General features: G+C 45.6%; 17 protein-coding genes. 5 read left to right on the top strand and 12 right to left on the bottom strand.

The annotated features are described in order from the left end of the window. Positions 1-239 precede the first annotated feature (239 nt). Positions 240-311 carry a pyrroloquinoline quinone precursor peptide PqqA gene (pqqA, locus tag A3773_RS17605; protein ID WP_003243383.1) on the bottom strand — a complete coding sequence of 24 codons (72 nt, stop codon included), beginning with the start codon at positions 309-311 and terminating at the stop codon, positions 240-242. A 245-nt stretch (positions 312-556) separates the two neighbouring features. Here pqqA and A3773_RS14110 point away from each other — a divergent pair, with 245 nt between their 5' ends. Next, on the top strand, positions 557-1,405 hold the full coding sequence (locus A3773_RS14110) for an SDR family oxidoreductase (RefSeq protein ID WP_067987120.1): 849 nt from the start codon (positions 557-559) through the stop codon (positions 1,403-1,405). 56 nt (positions 1,406-1,461) lie between these two features. Here the strand turns inward: A3773_RS14110 and A3773_RS14105 are convergent, their stop codons facing one another. The 9 genes from A3773_RS14105 to A3773_RS14065 form a co-directional block, all read right to left on the bottom strand. Beyond that, positions 1,462-3,354 carry a propionyl-CoA synthetase gene (locus A3773_RS14105; RefSeq protein ID WP_067987118.1) on the bottom strand — a complete coding sequence of 631 codons (1,893 nt, stop codon included), beginning with the start codon at positions 3,352-3,354 and terminating at the stop codon, positions 1,462-1,464. A gap of 349 nt (positions 3,355-3,703) precedes the next feature. Beyond that, positions 3,704-4,726 carry a UDP-N-acetylmuramate dehydrogenase gene (gene murB, locus A3773_RS14100; protein WP_197462796.1) on the bottom strand — a complete coding sequence of 341 codons (1,023 nt, stop codon included), beginning with the start codon at positions 4,724-4,726 and terminating at the stop codon, positions 3,704-3,706. 2 nt (positions 4,727-4,728) lie between these two features. Continuing rightward, positions 4,729-5,196, bottom strand: a complete 468-nt coding sequence (locus tag A3773_RS14095; protein WP_067987114.1) for a low molecular weight protein-tyrosine-phosphatase — start codon at positions 5,194-5,196, stop codon at positions 4,729-4,731. Positions 5,197-5,202: 6 nt separating this feature from the next. Then, positions 5,203-5,970, bottom strand: coding sequence for a 3-deoxy-manno-octulosonate cytidylyltransferase (gene kdsB / locus A3773_RS14090; protein WP_067987112.1), 768 nt, complete (start codon positions 5,968-5,970; stop codon positions 5,203-5,205). A gap of 9 nt (positions 5,971-5,979) precedes the next feature. Further along, positions 5,980-6,165 (bottom strand): Trm112 family protein, encoded by a 186-nt coding sequence (locus A3773_RS14085; protein ID WP_067987110.1) that lies wholly within the window; start codon positions 6,163-6,165, stop codon positions 5,980-5,982. Further along, the gene (gene lpxK, locus A3773_RS14080; RefSeq protein ID WP_067987109.1) at positions 6,165-7,172 is read right to left on the bottom strand and encodes a tetraacyldisaccharide 4'-kinase; all 1,008 of its coding nucleotides are present in this window, start codon (positions 7,170-7,172) and stop codon (positions 6,165-6,167) included. The genes A3773_RS14085 and lpxK overlap by 1 nt, the downstream gene beginning before the upstream one ends. Then, positions 7,169-7,588: an ExbD/TolR family protein gene (locus A3773_RS14075; RefSeq protein WP_067987107.1), complete on the bottom strand. Its 420-nt coding sequence runs from the start codon at positions 7,586-7,588 to the stop codon at positions 7,169-7,171. Before A3773_RS14075 ends, lpxK begins: the two co-directional genes overlap by 4 nt. Before the next feature lie 11 nt (positions 7,589-7,599). After that, on the bottom strand, positions 7,600-8,220 hold the full coding sequence (locus A3773_RS14070) for a MotA/TolQ/ExbB proton channel family protein (protein ID WP_067987105.1): 621 nt from the start codon (positions 8,218-8,220) through the stop codon (positions 7,600-7,602). Between the two features lie 47 nt (positions 8,221-8,267). After that, positions 8,268-10,571, bottom strand: a complete 2,304-nt coding sequence (locus A3773_RS14065) for a DNA internalization-related competence protein ComEC/Rec2 (RefSeq protein WP_082800640.1) — start codon at positions 10,569-10,571, stop codon at positions 8,268-8,270. 112 nt (positions 10,572-10,683) lie between these two features. On the opposite strand from A3773_RS14065, the gene A3773_RS14060 reads away from it, so the two are divergent. Further along, positions 10,684-11,172 (top strand): DUF2062 domain-containing protein, encoded by a 489-nt coding sequence (locus tag A3773_RS14060; RefSeq protein WP_331709176.1) that lies wholly within the window; start codon positions 10,684-10,686, stop codon positions 11,170-11,172. Positions 11,173-11,214: 42 nt separating this feature from the next. Here A3773_RS14060 and A3773_RS14055 read toward each other — a convergent pair whose 3' ends face one another. Together A3773_RS14055 and A3773_RS14050 are read right to left on the bottom strand one after the other, a co-directional pair. After that, positions 11,215-11,913: an ABC transporter ATP-binding protein gene (locus A3773_RS14055; protein WP_067987101.1), complete on the bottom strand. Its 699-nt coding sequence runs from the start codon at positions 11,911-11,913 to the stop codon at positions 11,215-11,217. Continuing rightward, positions 11,906-13,150: a lipoprotein-releasing ABC transporter permease subunit gene (locus A3773_RS14050; RefSeq protein WP_067987099.1), complete on the bottom strand. Its 1,245-nt coding sequence runs from the start codon at positions 13,148-13,150 to the stop codon at positions 11,906-11,908. The genes A3773_RS14055 and A3773_RS14050 overlap by 8 nt, the downstream gene beginning before the upstream one ends. Before the next feature lie 203 nt (positions 13,151-13,353). On the opposite strand from A3773_RS14050, the gene A3773_RS14045 reads away from it, so the two are divergent. The 3 genes from A3773_RS14045 to A3773_RS14035 are packed head-to-tail and all read left to right on the top strand — an operon-like array spanning position 13,354 to position 15,103. Then, positions 13,354-13,938 carry a PilZ domain-containing protein gene (locus A3773_RS14045; RefSeq protein WP_067987097.1) on the top strand — a complete coding sequence of 195 codons (585 nt, stop codon included), beginning with the start codon at positions 13,354-13,356 and terminating at the stop codon, positions 13,936-13,938. Further along, positions 13,939-14,799: a hypothetical protein gene (locus A3773_RS14040; RefSeq protein ID WP_067987094.1), complete on the top strand. Its 861-nt coding sequence runs from the start codon at positions 13,939-13,941 to the stop codon at positions 14,797-14,799. A 1-nt stretch (position 14,800) separates the two neighbouring features. Next, positions 14,801-15,103 (top strand): hypothetical protein, encoded by a 303-nt coding sequence (locus tag A3773_RS14035; protein WP_067987092.1) that lies wholly within the window; start codon positions 14,801-14,803, stop codon positions 15,101-15,103. Positions 15,104-15,416: the final 313 nt, after the last annotated feature.

The following is a 15,416-nucleotide window of genomic DNA, read 5'->3' as shown; positions in this document are numbered from 1 at the left end:
CACAGTTACGACAGTTACAGTTCCACTGAGGAAAACCGCCGCCAGCAGCTGAGCCTAATACTTGTACTTTCATTATTTTTCTTCTTTATAGTCGTAAGATTCCTGTTTTAATAAGATGCAGCGTAACAGGAAAATTAGTGGATAGCATTTAAGATATCGCGAACGCGATTAGGGTCCTTCCAAGATAAATTACCCCGACAAAGGCCGGGGTAATTTTGAATCGCAGATAGAATATTCTATTAACGATTTGCGAAGTACATTGTTACTTCAAAACCGATACGAAGATCCGTGTAAGCTGGCTTAGTCCACATAATGCTTATCCTCTGTTTTTTGTTATTTAAAGGTATATACCATAAACATAATAAGAAGGCTGCCCCTTATCAGATATGGTACTTTGGAATTAAAAAACACCTCATTTCGTTTGAATGGGGTACCTGTCATCCATTCCATTAGTTAACTATAGTCTTGAATGAATATTATATCAATGTGATAACGTTTACGGGAATAACGCTACACCTTCGCCCCTCAATACAACTCAACAACAAAAGGCCATGCAATGCCCTCTATTCTTATTACAGGCTGCTCATCAGGTATCGGTTATTATTGCGCAAAAGCCCTACAGGCAGAGGGCTATCAAGTATTTGCTACGGCTCGTCAGCAGAAAGATGTGGAGCGTTTACTAAATGAGGGGCTGCAAAGTACACGACTCGATCTGACGGATAGCCAGTCAATTGATGATGCCCTGACCTGGCTGCTCGAACAAACAAATGGGCAGCTTGACGCCCTCTTTAATAATGGTGCCTATGGGCAGCCTGGTGCCGTTGAGGATCTATCCCGACAGACATTACGCCAGCAGTTTGAAACCAACCTATTTGGCACCCACGAACTGACCTGTAAAGTAATTAAGCTAATGCGAAAACAAGGGCATGGGCGAATCATCCAAAACAGCTCGGTTCTAGGGCTCATCACCATGAAGTACCGCGGCGCATACAATGCGTCTAAGTTTGCATTAGAAGGATTAACCGATACGCTTCGACAAGAACTGTCTGATACACCGATAAAGGTAAGCCTCATTGAACCCGGCCCCATAGAAAGCGACTTCAGGAAGAATGCCCATAAAGCCTTTAATGCCAATATCGACATTGAAACCAGCGCGCACAAAAACACCTATATTGCAGTACAAAAACGGCTCGCCAACACAAACGCAAAACAGAAAAACGACACCTTCACCTTAGGACCTGAGGCTGTTTATAACGCCTTAAAGCACGCGCTTGAAAGCCGCCATCCAAAAGCCCGCTATTATGTCACCTTCCCCACTAAGCTATTCGCGGTATTACGTAGACTGCTCTCTACCCGAGGACTCGATTGGGTACTCAACAAAATATCCAATAGTGAGAACAAATAAAAAAGGCGATCCGAGGATCGCCTGAACAGAACTAAGGGTACTACACTGTTAAACCATTACTCAGATATCAGCCCATTTTTGGACATAACATCTTCGATCACAGATAAACTGACAGGGTCGTCAATGGTTGAAGGCACAGTGTAATCCTGACCATCTGCAATTTGACGCATCAACTTACGTAAAATTTTCCCAGACCGTGTTTTCGGTAAGCGATCGACAACAACTGCACGCTTAAAGCAAGCAACCGCACCAATCTCTTTACGTACCAGCGCAACAAGCTCAGATTCCAACTGTTTACCGTCAATATCAATCCCGTTTTTCAGCAGGACAAAACCGATAGGCTGCTGCCCTTTTAAGGGGTCATTGATACCAATCACCGCACATTCAGCTACCGCTGGGTGACCAGCAACAATCTCTTCCATCTCACCTGTCGATAAACGATGACCTGCAACATTGATCACATCATCGGTACGTCCCATGATGAAGACATAACCATCTTCATCCTTATAGCCGCCATCACCTGAACAATAATAACCAGGATAATCTGTTAAATATCCGGTACGGAAACGCTCATAATCACCCCAAACCGTTGGTAAACAGCTTGGCGGTAGTGGTAGCTTAAGCGCAATCGCACCCTGCTCACCCGCGGACAACTCATTACCATCAGGATCTAGAATTTGAACATTAAAACCAGAAATAGGAACGGTTGCGGAACCGGCTTTAGGTGGAAGTGTTTCGATACCTGTCATATTGCCACAGATCGCCCAACCGGTTTCAGTCTGCCACCAGTGATCGATAACAGGCTTACCTGTCACATCCATTGTCCAATGATAGGTAGGCGGATCTAAACGCTCACCGGCCATGAAAATGGTCCGGAGGTTAGACAGATCATAGTTAGCAAGCAACTTGCCTTCTGGGTCTTCTTTTTTAATAGCACGGAACGCCGTTGGTGCTGAGAATAAAACCTTAACATCATACTCTTCACAAACACGCCAAAATGCACCTGCATCTGGTGTCCGTACCGGCTTACCTTCATAAACAATAGTTGTACAACCCGCTAAAAGCGGCCCGTAAACAATATAGGAATGACCAACGACCCAACCCACATCAGACGCAGCCCAGAAAACATCGCCGGCTTCTACGTTATAAATCGATTTCATGGAATATTTCATGGCAACAGCATGGCCACCGTTATCACGCACAACCCCTTTAGGCTTACCGGTTGTACCTGATGTATACAAAATATAAAGCGGGTCGGTACCTTTAACCGGTACACAATCTGCAGGCTCAGCATGAGCGGCAGCTTCGCTCCAATCAATGTCTCGCCCTTCAATCATGGTTGCTTTAGCTTCTGGGCGCTGCAATATAATACAAGCTGATGGTTTATAGGCCGATTTCTCAATCGCCTGATCCAGCATCGGCTTGTATTCAATAACTTTAGAAATCTCAATACCGCATGATGCAGACACAATAACTTTTGGTTCGGCATCATCAATACGTACAGCTAGCTCATGGGGCGCAAAACCACCAAACACAACAGAATGAATTGCCCCTAAACGAGCGACAGCCAACATAGCGACTAATGCTTCAGGCACCATCGGCATATAAATAACAACGCGATCGCCTTTCTCTACACCTTGAGATTTAAGTACGCCTGCAAACTTAGCCACCTCATCGCGTAACGCTGAGTACGAGATTTTACGTTTCTGACCAGTTACGGGTGAATCATAAATAATCGCAATATTGTCTCCGCGACCATTTTCTACATGGTAATCCAAAGCAAGATACGCGGTATTAAGCTCGCCATCCGCAAACCAGCGATCGATTCCATTCTCATCTTTAGAAAGAATTTTTTCTGGCTGCTTATACCATGCTAGATCTTGAGCTTTTTCAGCCCAGAAAACATCCGGTGTATTGATAGATTTTGAATACTCTGCCTGATAGGACATGTGCTAAGGCCCTTTATTATAAGTTAACGATCCGTTATTTTAAGCAAGTTTATAGTTATTGTAGACACTTGCTACGATTTATACGCACACTTTATCTGACTTTTTTATAGATTAATCTACTACAAAAGGTTTATTTGCTAGTGCAGCAAGGGGGAAATATACCCAAGGAAGGGTTATCAAAGCCCCATACTTTCGGCCATCAAAGAGGGATTGTCGACAATCCAGCACTTTCGCCATTAAAAAAAAGGATAATGAACGGCTACCGCCCAGTAACAAGCGAGCCCCCCTAAACGAAAAAAAGCGCGACCCAAAGGGAAGCGCTTTTAAATCGGAGCTCAAAAGAAAAAGATTACGCAGGATACAGGCGCGGCTCCATCCTTAATTCAACCCCAAACCGCTGCTTAACTGAATGGGTAATCTCACCCGCAAGTTGCAGTAAATCAAACGCCCGCCCCTCGCCGTAATTAACCAACACCAAGGCTTGTTTATCATAGACCCCAACGGGTCCCACGCGACGCCCCTTCCAACCCGCTTTATCAATTAACCAACCCGCAGCGAGCTTAAAGTGCCCCGGCCGGTCAGGATAAGCAACCAGATCAGGAAACTGACCTTTTAATGCGCTATAAACCGCCTCCGAAACTATAGGGTTCTCAAAAAAACTACCCGCATTGCCTAGCTCCGATGGAAGCGGCAACTTACTCATACGGATATCGCACACTGCTTGATACACTTGATACGCCGTTGGCTCAACAATACCTTGCGCGGCCAAATAATCAGCAATACCTCGGTATTGAGTTTTAGGTGAAAAAACCGTACTTAGGACAAACCGTACACACCAGATAATATAACGCCCTTGCTGGCTGGATTTAAAAATACTGTCCCTATATCCAAACAAGCATTCATCCTTACTCAGCTGCACCAGCGCCTTCGTCTCTCGGTCATAAGCGGTCAGGCTATGAAAACAGTCCGCCATCTCCACCCCATAAGCACCAATATTTTGCACCGGGGCCGCACCTACATTACCGGGGATCAGTGCTAAATTCTCAAGGCCATGTAACCCTTTCTCTAACAGCTGACTAATAAACCCATGCCAATTTTCCCCTGCACCAACCTCGATGATGGCGGTATTCTCATCATCCACCAGCACATGGGATCCTCGCGTAGCAATTGAGATAACCGCCCCTGGCAGGTTCTCTCTAAACACAAGGTTACTGCCACCCCCCAGAATAAGAAGCGGCCATTGTTGCTGTTCAACCTCAGCTAATGCCAACTCCAACTGTTCTAGCTGATCGATCTCTACAAAACGCTCTGCCACAGCTGGAAAGCCAAAACTATTCCTATGGGTTAAATCTACATCGGTCTGCCACTGCATACTCATAACTCCTTTTCGATATGCTGCAACAAGCCAACAGATGCAGATTCTACTAAATCAAGCACATGCTCAAACCCTTGACCACCCCCATAATAGGGATCAGGCACCTCATCTTCAGAAACGGTGGCAAAATCCAAAAACAGCCCCAAATACGCTGTGGCGTTATTAGGACGCATCGCTTGCAGGTTCGCTAAGTTCTCATTATCCATGGCCAATATATAATCAAACTGCTCAAAATCAGTTGCGATAACCTGACGCGCCCGCAGGGACGACAAATCATACCCACGCTTTTGGGCAGCATCTGCCGACCTAGAATCCGGAGGGTTCCCAATATGGTAAGCCGCCGTGCCCGCCGAATCGACAGCGATCTGATCGGTAAGGTCTCGCTCTTCCACTAAGGCTTTAAAAACCCCATCGGCCGTTGGAGAACGGCAGATGTTACCAAGACACACAAATAAAACACTCTTCATCGATCCTTAACCCTGCTCAAGTAAACGCTTTAGGCGCTCAAGGTCTTCAGGGGTATCGACACCCGCTGGCGGCTGCTCATCCGCCTCTGCCACATGGATTCGCGCACCATTCCACATCGCTCTCAGCTGTTCTAAGCACTCGGTTTCTTCAATCGGTGCCGGCGCCCATTTAACAAAGTCATTTAACAACTTAACCCGATACGCATAAATACCAATATGACGCTGCCACGGAAAATCGGCTGGCATCGCTGATACGTCTGTGCCATCAGCAAACGCGTTACGTGGCCAAGGGACTGGGGCGCGACTAAAATAAAGTGCCATCCCTTTTACATCGCTTACAACCTTCACCACATTAGGATTAAGCAAACTCTCAACATCGGTGATCGGCTCACTCAGGGTGGCGATACTTGCCCCAGGCTCTGCTTTCAAGTTATGCGCAACCTGGTTGATAATACGCGCAGGAACAAGCGGCTCATCGCCTTGTACATTAACGACAATATCATCCGCGTAATAGCCTAAATCGGACACCACTTGCTGCAAACGATCAGTACCTGAGGGGTGATCCGGTGACGTCATACAGACTTCAGCACCAAAACCACGGGCCACATCAGCGATCTGCTGATTATCCGTAGCAACAAGCACGCGACTAGCCTCGCTCTCACAAGCCCGCTCATAAACATGTTGAACCATAGGTTTACCCTGCAGTTCAGCAAGCGGCTTACCGGGAAAGCGCGTAGAGGCAAAGCGCGCTGGAATGATGACAGAAAAGCTCATTTTATTACCTTACTTGCTTTCACGTTCTTCTAAGGTCAACTCACGTGCTTCAGTTTCAAGCAAGACCGGAATATCATCACGCACGGGGTATGCTAAGCCGCTCGCTTTTGAAATAAGCTCATTCGTTTCTTCGTTATATTCCAATGGCGTTTTAGCGACTGGGCATACTAAGATGTCTAACAATTTTTTATCCATTATTTTTTACCCTTATCGTTCGTAATCTGTTTAAGTTGATCAGCCAGTGCTGACATAAAATTATCCGGCAACTGCGCCGAAACATTTAGATACCACGCATCACGCAAACCTAATTCAGATACTTTAACCGCATCCTTTTCAGTCATAACCGTCACACCCTCAGCAAAATCAAAGTCCTGTTCGCTGAAACGATGGTGGTCGGGTTTTGGATAGCAGACAATCTCAGCACTGACACTCTGTTTTAATGTATTAAAAAAACGCTGCGGATTACCAATACCCGCAACCGCATTAATTTTTTTATAGGGAAACGCATGACAGCTATAGACAGCCCCCTGTTCCTTATCGCAAGGAATCAATGACTGAGGCGCTAATCTCATCTCATACGTAACAATACCCTCTGGCAGTGTAGAACAGGGGCCGCCATTACAAACCACATAATCGACACTCAGTAAGCGCGCTGGCTCTTCACGCAACGGTCCGGCGGGCAAACAATGCTGATTGCCCAACCCTCGCTCACTATCAACCACCGCTATTTCAATATCACGTCCTAAGCGATAGTGCTGCAATCCGTCATCACTAATAATTAGATCACAGTCATAATGGGCAAGCAGAAACTCAGCCGCCGAACGCCGATCTGCATCGATAATAACCGGACACTGGCAGCGACGCTCAAGCATGTAAGGCTCATCTCCTGACTCATCAGGAGATGTCGCGTGGGATACATCAAAGGGGTAATGTGGTGCGTTACTCTTATAGCCCCGACTTATAATGCCCGGTTTATAGCCTAGCGCGTTTAACTGCTCAATCAGATAAACCGTTAACGGCGTTTTACCTGTACCACCAACGCTAATATTACCAACAACAATCACCGGAACTGACGCCCTCCACTGAACACGCAAGTCGCGCTTTTTTTTGCCCGCAGCTAAACGCCTAAATAACACCTCAAAGGGTCTTAAATAGATAGGGGCTGATTCGGTACTGTACCAGCGCGTTTCAAGCCAACTCATTCGCCGTCTGGATCCCGCGTCGTAATACTCAACTTACTAAAACCCAACTGGCCGGAAACATCCATCGCTGTCACAACCGCTTGGTGCGGCGTCTTTGCATCCGCCGTAATAACCAGCGGCATATCACGTTTATCCCCTGACAGCTCTTTTAGAGCCCGTCGCAAGGTTTCCGCTTGAGTATTCACCAGCGGTTTACCATTGACACTGTAATTACCCTCATCGGTGATGAGAATCTCTAATATCTGCTCCTCTGAAACACTTTTATCTCCAGAGGCTTGCGGAAGATCAACCTCTAAATGGGTTTCTTTAGTAAAGGTTGTTGAAACCATAAAGAAGATAAGTAGTAGAAAAACCACATCAATCAGCGGCGTAAGGTTTACATTGACCTCTTCCCGTTTTTGTCTAGGAAATTTCACACTAGTATTCCTTACTCAACATCAATATCACGTTCGCCGTGCATTACTTCGATGAGCTTAACCGTTTCTCGCTCCATCGTAATAACCAAGGAATCAATTTGACGCTGAAAATAACGATGGAAGATTAGCGCAGGAATGGCTATGGTCAAACCAGCCGCAGTTGTAATTAACGCTTCAGAGATACCACCAGCAAGGACACTCGCATTGCCTGTACCCTGAATCATAATTTCAGTAAAAACTTTAATCATACCGATAACGGTACCCAGCAACCCTAATAACGGCGTAATTGCAGCAATTGTACCTAAAGGATTTAGGAAACGTTCAAGGTCATGCACCACCTGTCCAGCGGCTTCTTGGATGCTCTCTTTCATTACCTCGCGGCCATGGGACGCATTATTGAGCCCCGCAACAAGGATAACGCCCAGAGGGCTACCACTTTTAATATCTTTAAGCCGCTCGGCGGTAATATTACGTTGTTTGATTAATGCCCAAACTTCAGCCAACAAACCCGGCGGGGCCACCCTACTTGGACGCAAGGTCCAAAGACGTTCTAAACAGATAGCTAAGGCAAGAACAGAACTTGCTACGATTGGTATCATTAACCAACCACCTGATTGTAAAATCTCAAACACAGTAATTTCTCCTTTGACTGCGCCGTACTCTATCACATTGAATTAATCTATCTCCAGAAGCGTTTTTCATCTTGGCGCATTGTTGTTGTAGTACATTCGCCCTCCGCGTCTGATTTTAAAAACACGGCCCCCGTTTTTGCGGTTGTATACACCTGCGCACCATAGGCTTTTGCCCGTTTAACCACCTCTGGGTGAGGGTGATTAAAGGCGTTAGCATAACCCGCACTAAAGATAATATTTTCTGGTGAGATAGCAGCCAGCCAAAGCTCAGAACTAGAGCTACGACTGCCGTGATGCGAAGCAACCAACCAGGTAACTGGGCCATTCACCTTAAGTGCCTGATGACGCTTGACGATGCTAGCTTCTACGGATTTCCCAATATCGCCAGGCAATAACAGCGAGCACTGCCCATCAGAGATCAACAACACACAAGAGCGATTGTTATCGTTTCGCCCAGTAGAGCCCGACAAAAACTCAAACTCAACGCCACCAACCCTCCATTTTACACCGCGCTTGCAGGACCGATCGTATTCCCCACTAAGATCAAAGGAGGAAAAAACCTGCTCAATATGAACCGCCTTTTTAACAGCAGAAAAGCCGCCCACATGATCATTATCATCATGACTTAACACCATATGCTCAAGCTGCTTAATGCGTGCCTGCGTTAAATACGGCAGCACCGCCCGTTCAAATGCTGTCGAGCCTGATAAATAGGCTGGGCCAGTATCATATAAGAGTCTGTATGTCCCCACCTCTACCACAACACTAAGACCTTGACCTATATCAAAAACAATTGCGCTTAACCTAGACGTTTCCGGCACGGGAGAGGTATCTAGGTCATCACCACGCATTTGATCACCTAATAAAGGCAAAAAGAAAAAAACAGCCATATATTTAGGTAGTGACCCCGATGGCAACAATAAAATAAGCGCCCCAATGGCCGCAACAACAATGACCGCAAGCGGCGGTGGATCTAAAGTGAGATAAGACCACTCCTGTGCCGCTGAGAGATCCACAAGCGTCCAAAAAAGATCAACTAAATTACGCTCTACACCATCAAAAAAACTGATTGAAAAAAAAGACACCGCTAAATTTATAGCGATAACAACAATCAGAATCGATAACAGAGGGATCGCTATAATATTAACCAGTGGCGCCACGAGGGAAATCGCAGAAAAGAAGTGAAGGTACAGCGGTAGCATACCTAGCAATAGTAAAAACTGTATTTTTATCACGCCATACCAGCGTATAGGCTGCTGACTAAACCATATTAATAGTGCGACCGCACAAAATGACAACCAAAACCCAACCTCTAATACCGCTAAGGGAGCAAATATCAGCACACAGACTAAGGCCAACCACCAGCGCTGCCAGATATCGATATACCATTTCAGCAATCCCGACAGCATAAAAACAAACACCATAATAAACGCCCGCTGCGTAGGTATTTCGGCGCCTGCCACCTGCATATAGATCCCGGCAAACAGCACCGATAAACAATATGGCAAACCATAAAATCGCGGTGATAGAACCGAGAGCACACGCCCAAACCACCAGCCAATTAACGCGACAAAGCCAATGTGCAAACCACTGATAACGGCAAGGTGAACAGTGCCGCTTTGCCTTAACAGCTCCCAATCATCTTGGGAAAAATTTGCCTTATACCCGGTCGTTAATGCTTGAACGAGCGCCATATCTCTAGACTCACTATAACGCTGTTCAATCCTCTGGTTCATTGCATGGCGCAGGCCCGCGATCCCGCCATCAATATCCGTCTCCTTATCAATCACTTCACGGACATAACCGGTGGCATCAATTTTATTAATTAACAACCATCGCTCATAATCGAACCCTGAAGGGTTCACTAAACCATGGGGAGGCTTTATCCTAACGGCTAGTTTAAGATATTGCCCAGGTATGAGATTGTTAGAGGGCTTATACCAAGAAAGCTTCAGTAACCGGACGTTAAGATCCGATAGAAGCTTTTGGATTTCAGGGCTATTATGTGACCCATTGGGCAGACGGTGTAACGCCATAGAGTCAACCTTAAAATTGAATCTAATAACGCCCGCCTCACTATCAGGAAGATCAACCAACGTACCCGTAACGATCCAATCGGAACGGAGTAATTGATCGGGTAATTTATGGGATAGCTGCCAACTACCCCAGCACGATGCATACAGCAATGCAGCGATAAAACAGAGCAGCACCCCGTTATATGTTGATCGACGATAAAACGCGAAGACAAGCGTTAAGAGTGCAATACAAATGCAACCCAAAACGGGTATAACCTGAGGCAGCCATGCGGCGCATAAAAAACCGACAGCAATTGCGATCATCCTTGATCTCATGCTCAACTTTCCTTGGCTTAGTTAAGAGCAGCGGGCATAATGCCCGTTACGCTCGTTTGCTAGCCCATAATAAGTAAGTTAGATGATGCCACGCAAACTTATAAGAAAATACATGCCTGACGAAGCTAAACTCAAACAGCATAAATACTTGAGTTGGCTCGGAAAATATCTTCACGAACCGAACCTTTGGCACCTGAATCGAAAATCAGTTGCTAGGGCTTTCTTTGTGGGTTTGTTCTGCGCATTTCTTCCTATACCGCTTCAGATGTTAGTGGCCGCGGTTATTGCTACAGTCGTACGTAGCAACCTTCCTATATCGGTTAGTTTAGTATGGCTAACAAACCCCTTCACGATGCCACCTATTTTTTACTTCAATTATTTGGTTGGTCATTTTTTGATTGGGGACTCCGGTAGTTCAATTCATTTTGAAATGAGTATGGAGTTTTTGGAAAGCAGCTTATCGCACATCTGGTGGCCGTTGCTTTTAGGCTCAGTGCTATCGGGGTTATTCTTTGGGGTGGTAGGATTTTTCACCATCCACGGCTTGTGGACGTGGAATGTGAATCACAATTGGAAGAAGCGTAATCTAAGAAACAAATAAAAAGGTAAAAAAGACCGCGCACATGTCGCTTAAAAGCCTTAGTTACCGTTCTACCAACTTCCCATCTACCAGCTCAAGCACTCGCCCCGTTCTTTTCGCTAACTCAGGGTCGTGTGTGACTAAAGCAAAGGCAATATCATAATCTTGGTTTAAACCATCAATTAAGGCTTGGATACTGGCCGCTGTCGTTCTATCAAGATTGCCCGTTGGCTCATCCATCAAAACAACCGCAGGCTTGCCGATCAAAGATCGCGCAATAGCAACTCGCTGACGCTCTCCCCCACTTAATTGAGACGGCTTATGTGAAAAGCGGTGTGACAGGCCAACTGAACTCAACACGGCCTCAGCATGTGCTACAACCTCTTTCATCGGCATATTGCGCATTAACAATGGCATGGCCACATTCTCTAGGGCTGTAAACTCAGGTAACAAGTGATGAAACTGATAGACAAAACCTAAGGTTTCGTTACGCACTTTAGCGCGGTAAGTTTCATTACCAGAATGAAGGTTTCTACCCGCAACGAGCACTTCGCCCTCGGTGGGTTCATCTAACCCGCCCAAAATATTTAACAGCGTACTTTTACCCGAGCCCGAGGACCCAATAATTGCTAACTGCTCACCGCGATGAAGTGAAAAATCCAACCCAGATAACACCGCCACCTCGTTACCCGCATCTTTATAGACTTTAGACACCGCTTTAGCTTCAAGCACCAGGTCTGAAGATGGAGAACGATTACTCATAGCGCAAAGCCTCTGCTGGGTGTGTTTTGGCTGCACGCCATGCGGGATAGATGGTTGCGAGGAAGCTAATCACCAACGCTGTAAACGTTATTACTCCCACATCAGCCCATTGCAGGTCAGAAGGGAGGTAACTGATAAAGTAAACATCCGCATTTAAAAATTGAATATTAAACGTGCGCTCGACCCATGCAATGATATCTGAAATCGTTAGCGCCAATGTAACACCAAGCAATGTCCCTAATAGCGTGCCTAACACGCCGATAACGGTGCCTTGGATCATAAAGATGCGCATAATACGCCCAGGGGTCGCCCCTAAGGTTCTCAATATCGCCACATCCGCTTTTTTATCTGTTACGACCATCACCAGTGTTGAAACTATATTGAAGGCCGCGACTAACACAATTAAAAACAGCAGCAAACCGATCATCCGCTTTTCTAGCTGGATCGCTTGAAACAGGTTGCCATGGGTACGCGTCCAATCGCTTGAACTGTAATACCCGGAAAGGCTAGCAGCGATCTCTTTTACTTTCTTTGGCGCGATAAACAGGTCATCAAATTTCAGACGTATCCCATCAACCCCATCACCTAAACGTTTAATCTTAGCCGCATCCTCAAGATTAATATAAGCAAGATTCGCATCAAGCTCAGCACCAACAGAAAAAATCCCAACGACCGTAAAACGCTTTAACCGAGGCACCACCCCAGCAACACTCACCGATGCTTCAGGTAGTACTAAGGTCACTTTATCTCCAACCCTCGCCCCTAAATAACGCGCAAGTAGATCTCCCAACACAATGCCAAATCGCTGTTGGTTCAACGCCTCTAAAGAGCCTGATGTAATGTGCTCACCGAGTATAGAAACATGCTGTTCAATGACGGGGTCAATACCATTAACAAGCGCACCGCGTACAACCCCTTTGCTGGTTAGCATACCTTGCGCCTGTATAAAGGGTGCAGCAGCAACCACATCAGGGTGTTGGGAAAGCTGTTCAACGAGGAGCGGCCAGTTCTCAATCGGCTTACCATACGCGCTAATGGAGCCGTGAGGCACCATGCCTAGAATCCTCTGTTTTAGTTCACGGTCAAAACCGTTCATAACAGACAGCACAACAATCAACGCAGCAACCCCGAGCATTAAACCAAGCATCGAAGCCAATGAGATGAAAGAGATGAAATGATTGCTTCGCTTAGCAGCGGTATAGCGCAATCCAATAAATAGGGATAATGGTTTAAACATGGCGCGATTAAACCACAGAAAACCAACTGTGTAAAAAGTTTACACTATTAATTTATTATGACATTAAGCATGCCTAACTTACTGTTTAGTAAACATAAAACCACTTTAAAACCCGATAAAAACCACACTAACAAAAAGGTGCTTTTCTATGCGTTTGTACTTATACTCGTTAAGAAACCACTAACACCGATGAGGGTTCATCAATGCAGGAACAAGACCGCCGCCAGTATTTCCGAATAGACCAACGTGTTTCATTGGAGCTGAAGGTCATTGCTGAATCAGAGATTGAACATCACCCGAGCCCTACTCAATTTGGTGTTTCTCCAAACTTTTTACTTTTAAGCCAGCTTCAAGAGATCGACTCCCAAAGCCATCATTTACTCCGAAAGATATCGGAAAAAGATAGTAACGTGGCCTCATTTCTACAGATCATGCACGATAAAATTGAGCGTATTGCGCAAGCAATCGCCTCAAATGAAATGGTCATCAGCAATTCAGAGGTCCAAGAAGTAAACCTCTCTGAAGGGGGCATTCAATTTAGAAGCAATGAAGCCTTCGATATAGATTCTTTTTTATCGGTCAAACTGGTTTTCCCTGAGTCATGTTTAGGCTTACTCATATACGCCCAATGCTGCCGCAGCCAAGCCTTAGAGGACGGTGGCTTTATGATAGGCATAGAATTTATAAAAATGCCTGAAAGCTGTCGTATGATTCTGGCTCGCCAGATTTTTGAAAGCCAAGCCCGGTTAAAGAAACAGCAATCCGAATCATCTACTGAAGTCATTTAAATGACGAGCGCCCACGAAACTGAAACCTTAGTCAGGGCTTTTGATCGCCTTAATCAAGGTTTAGAACAGTTTCGCACCCAATTGCTAAAGGCCCACCGATCTGACAAAACCAAGCAGTTCATACTCTCCAACAATCAATCTAAACCGTCGCTCCCTGAGGTTGTTCACGCCCTAACCAATATCTGGCACCTTCAGCAAGGGGATGGTCGAAAAACTGACAACCTTTATGGTTTAATTGGCGTACCGGCTGAGCTTATCCCGATCATTCACCAACTCAATCAGATCAAAGCTCAGTTTCAACAATCAGTTAAAGCCTATAGAGAACAAGTGGGTGATCCCTCAAGCATCCTCAACAAACGATCAGAACAGCTTAACCTTAAACTTCAACGGGAAGGGTTAGCACGGCTGCATCTAAAGCAATGCTATCGTCTCTTTCCCGTGTTAAACAAACCCCCTGCGAAGGTGCTGTTTAGCTGGTACACCAGTGGTCGAAGTATTAAAAAATTATCAGTTGCCGCCGCCGAGAAAAAACTACTAAAGATGGATCTATCTCAGCTCCATATACAATTACAGTTAGAAGCCCTTGCAAAAATCCCTGATGCAGAGCCCCTCGCTCAGTTACAGCCCCAAGTTCCACTGATGCGAGCGAACATACTTTGGCAAGAAAATGAGACCTTACTACGCAAAGCCCGAAATGCGCCCTTACCTATTTTCTTCCCATTAGATGATAAACAAACCTTTCCAGAATATAATGAGCCCAGCTTAACCCCACCCGAAACGCGCAAACGCCAGCAACGTAGTGATCTTATGATTGATCCTGAGCCCTACTTGCCAAGCTTACGCATACACCGTTATAGATAAAATGACTGAAAAAAACTCAAAAAACTATTTACACCATCTTGCTGTCGGTACCGGCTTCGTCGGACTTATCTTATGGTTTTACATTGGCAGAGAGCTAGGCTTTTTAGACTGGATTACGCAACAGATGCCGCAAGAGTATGCAGGATCCGGACTTATGCTGGGTATTATGATTTTAATGACCCCTGGTTTTTTCCTTTGGTCCCGGTTTAATCGTTGGGCTGAGAAAAAATTAAATGTCAGCGGTACCTACTACGAAGATGAGTACTACAAAAATCAGGATGCGTTGAAAAAGAAGAAGAAATAAATCACCGAACACCTGCCCTCTGCTCTAAGTCTAAGTCTAAGGCTCAGTAGCACCGACCACATACTTAGCACTAGAATATGCTGCCAATAACAACATGCCATCGCCTACCTGCATACTCGGTAGGCTAGCTCAGTCCCTCCCTGCACATAAAAACAGGCGTTTATCGCCCAGTACCCCCCCTTCCAGACCAAAATCGAGGATAAATGAAAAGTATTCACCTATTTACACTTGAACAATACCCCATTCGTGCCTGTACTTAAGGTAGCTTTATCAACCTTAACAAACGATAGACGGTTGATAGGTCACCCATGAG

The organism is Neptuniibacter pectenicola, from assembly GCF_001597735.1.
Classification (GTDB): domain Bacteria; phylum Pseudomonadota; class Gammaproteobacteria; order Pseudomonadales; family Balneatricaceae; genus Neptuniibacter; species Neptuniibacter pectenicola.
This window is presented reverse-complemented; position numbering and strand designations above follow the sequence as displayed.